The sequence below is a fragment of the Candidatus Termitispirillum reticulitermitis genome, assembly GCF_054655775.1.
On sequence record NZ_BAAIHG010000107.1, the window covers coordinates 1 to 2,928 of the forward strand.

Below are 2,928 nucleotides of genomic sequence, written 5' to 3' on the forward strand. Positions count from 1 at the left end.
TAACTGCTTCATCGCCAATAATGGCAACAATTTTATGGACAAACTCACTATTAGATTTTATTTCGTTCTCTACATAAGAACTTATGAGCTTCCATAGAGCAAGAGCAATGGCTTTCTCGTTTTCTAATGAGATTGAACCTAATACTAATATTGTCCCTATGGGAATCGTTGCAACAAAATTTAGGGCAGCAACGAAAATCCACGATAGAACTATGAATACACTGCGTAGTAACTCAGGAAAGCCAATGAATAACTCTGGGCTACGCCACCCTGCTGTGTTTGAAACAAGATTCCCAGAAAGCTCCAAAATTGCAGAAGCGGCTGAATACCAAGGTTACGGAACGCTCCGCCAAAAATGGGGAACCGGAGGTCAATATGATGCTTTTAGAGAGTTTGCAGATGAGTTTCTGAGAATGTGTGAGGTTATCTAATTATGAATAACGAGAAAGCCATTGCTCTTGCTCTATGGAAGCTCATAAGTTCTTATGTAGAGAACGAAATAAAATCTAATAGTGAGTTTGTCCATAAAATTGTTGCCATTATTGGCGATGAAGCAGTTAAGCCAAAACAAAAAAAGCTTAAACCTCAACTGGTAGCAAAGATTGACCCTTTTGTGTTGCTTGAACAGGGTATAGATAAGCTTACAGAAACACTTGCCACGCTAGATATCAAAGAATTGAAATCTGTTATCGCTACTAATGGCATGGATAACTCCAAGCTGGCTATGAAATGGAAAAAACGCGATAAACTTGAAAAGCTTATTATAGAGGCAACCCAACGGAGGTCATCACATGGGAAAGCCTTTTGGGGTGCGTCATAAAAATAGAACTGATATAAACACGTGGGAGTGAGCAATCTGTCCTTAAAATTCGTAGTCCTATCGGCAATGGCTTGGCGTTTGTAGAGCTTACTATCAATCTGCATATCCAAGACGTTGCACCTACTAAACTTGATTTCAAGAGAAAAAAGAAAAGATGTGATTTATATCACACTTTTTCTAGGGAAAGATGTGATATAAATCATATCTTTACCTAATCACAGCTGGGAGAAAGGGAGCGTAGAAAACAGAGATGGAAGTGTTGCATTTGTGATTGAATGTGCCTATAATTCAACACGATGAAACAAAATATTTCCTAGGCTTGGCGGACAATCAATGAGTATCAAGTCATAATTATTTAGAATTTCCTTTATGCCTCTCTGTAGGATTTTCACTGGGCTACGCATTTGAAACCATCTCGTTGGCATTGATGGTAGCCTGTCTTGCAAGTCTATAAGTCTAAGGCTTGACGGCAATAGGTCTAGTGTTTTGACTTCTTTAACTCCCCCTACGGACGATTGCAATGTATTTGACAAATCAAATTTGCTATTACTTTCTATAGCATCGGAAAACAACGTGGCAAGAGTATAACCATTATTGTCCAACTCAAGCCATTTTTCTTCCCCAATCAGCATAACTGTAGCATTTGTCTGTGGGTCTAAGTCTATGATTAGCACCTTTTTTCCGAAGTGTCCCGCAAGAATTTGACCGAGACCAACAGTGGTAGTCGTCTTGGCAACACCACCTTTAAGATTGATTGTAGCAACGACCTTTGTGTTCATCTTATTTCTCCTGCTCCTATTATTTAATTTGATTAGCATAGCAAACTAGATGTAGTCCAGTCAAGTGTATAGTTGCCTTATTTGACAACCAATAAACCCCGCCAGCCCATATAGTAGCTGGCGGGCGGGAATGGACACTGAAACCACTTAGAATGTATAACCTAACGCAAACTGTGCTGATAAGCCGCCTAGGTTATAGCTATCCTCGCCTTCTACACTTTGAGAATTAGTCAGATATACAAACGATGCACCACCATAGACGTTATCAGTGAAGTAACATTTAGCTCCCGCACCTATATGGAAACCAATGCTAGTGCCAGAATCGTCAAATGTAGCATCCACACTAGTGGATGCTACTGTTCCTACAAGATGTTCACTCAACGTATTTGAGTTAAAGTCTAACCCGACTGTACCATAAACTTCAAATTTAGCATTAGCATACCTTGCTAGTAATGATATACTAAACGCTGTAGTATCAAAATCATCATCCAAATGCACATCAATCGCAAGAGAAACTGGCAGAAAGAGCGGACAGCACTACCAGCTATATCGGTATGATAGAGATAGGCAAGAAATTTCCCTCGCTAGATATGTTAGAGCGCATAGCCACCGCCCTAGAGGTTGACACGCCAGAGCTGTTCTCTATGAAGTCAGTTTCTAACAAGGAAATCATGTCACTCTACAAAGATACTCTGCTTGATATTAAAAAGGTTATGGATAAGAGACTAAAAGAGCTAGAATACAAGTAGGGAGTTTGCAGTATTTTGTCATTAAACTAGGGATAACATCTTTGCCGCTTGTTTGGCAAAGTAGGTGATGAGCATATCGCTACCCGCACGGCGCATTGATATAAGCGTTTCTACTATCACCTCTTTATCAAGCCAACCACGCTCAATCGCCCCCATAATCATAGAATATTCGCCTGATACGTTATACGTAGCAAGTGGCAGCAACGTGTTGTCGCGCACCTCGCGCACAATATCAAGATACGCTAACGCTGGTTTGACTATCAGCATATCCGCCCCTTCGTTCACATCCTGCAAGGCTTCTCTTATCGCCTCTCTGCGGTTGGCAATATCCATCTGGTAGCTCTTGCGGTCGCCAAACGCTGGTGCAGATTCGGCTGCTTCACGGAAAGGTCCGTAGTACTTTGAGGCAAATTTTACCGCATAGCTCATTATGGCGGTGTTTTCAAAACCTTCGCTATCAAGCAAAATTGCAGTGAACTATTAGTTATAACAGATGTTTGTCTGTGTGAATACACAGACCATGGGCATTGTGGGCTACTGGATGGCGACTATGTGAGTAACGATGCTACGTTAGAGCTGT

At 41.1% G+C, this 2,928-nt stretch carries 5 protein-coding genes and 2 pseudogenes; 4 read left to right on the top strand and 3 right to left on the bottom strand.

What is annotated here, in order from left to right; genetic code table 11:
- Positions 1 to 107: 107 nt before the first annotated feature.
- Together AC1MDJ_RS07415 and AC1MDJ_RS07420 are read left to right on the top strand one after the other, a co-directional pair.
- A complete protein-coding gene (locus tag AC1MDJ_RS07415; protein WP_479690288.1) occupies positions 108 to 431 on the top strand; it encodes a hypothetical protein in 324 nt (107 codons plus the stop codon).
- A gap of 2 nt (positions 432 to 433) precedes the next feature.
- Positions 434 to 820: a hypothetical protein gene (locus tag AC1MDJ_RS07420; RefSeq protein ID WP_479690289.1), complete on the top strand. Its 387-nt coding sequence runs from the start codon at positions 434 to 436 to the stop codon at positions 818 to 820.
- 281 nt (positions 821 to 1,101) lie between these two features.
- Here AC1MDJ_RS07420 and AC1MDJ_RS07425 read toward each other — a convergent pair whose 3' ends face one another.
- Both AC1MDJ_RS07425 and AC1MDJ_RS07430 read right to left on the bottom strand, forming a co-directional pair.
- A complete protein-coding gene (locus tag AC1MDJ_RS07425; RefSeq protein ID WP_479690290.1) occupies positions 1,102 to 1,599 on the bottom strand; it encodes a ParA family protein in 498 nt (165 codons plus the stop codon).
- Positions 1,600 to 1,746: 147 nt separating this feature from the next.
- A complete protein-coding gene (locus AC1MDJ_RS07430) occupies positions 1,747 to 2,097 on the bottom strand; it encodes an outer membrane beta-barrel protein (RefSeq protein ID WP_479690291.1) in 351 nt (116 codons plus the stop codon).
- Between the two features lie 14 nt (positions 2,098 to 2,111).
- On the opposite strand from AC1MDJ_RS07430, the pseudogene AC1MDJ_RS07435 reads away from it, so the two are divergent.
- Positions 2,112 to 2,348, top strand: a pseudogene (locus AC1MDJ_RS07435) (helix-turn-helix domain-containing protein); the annotation flags it as partial.
- Between the two features lie 21 nt (positions 2,349 to 2,369).
- Here AC1MDJ_RS07435 and AC1MDJ_RS07440 read toward each other — a convergent pair.
- Positions 2,370 to 2,810, bottom strand: a pseudogene (locus AC1MDJ_RS07440) (porphobilinogen synthase); the annotation flags it as partial.
- Positions 2,811 to 2,849: 39 nt separating this feature from the next.
- Between AC1MDJ_RS07440 and AC1MDJ_RS07445 the strand changes: the two are divergent.
- A partial coding sequence (locus tag AC1MDJ_RS07445; RefSeq protein ID WP_479690292.1) for a hypothetical protein occupies positions 2,850 to 2,928 on the top strand: 79 nt, incomplete at its 3' end.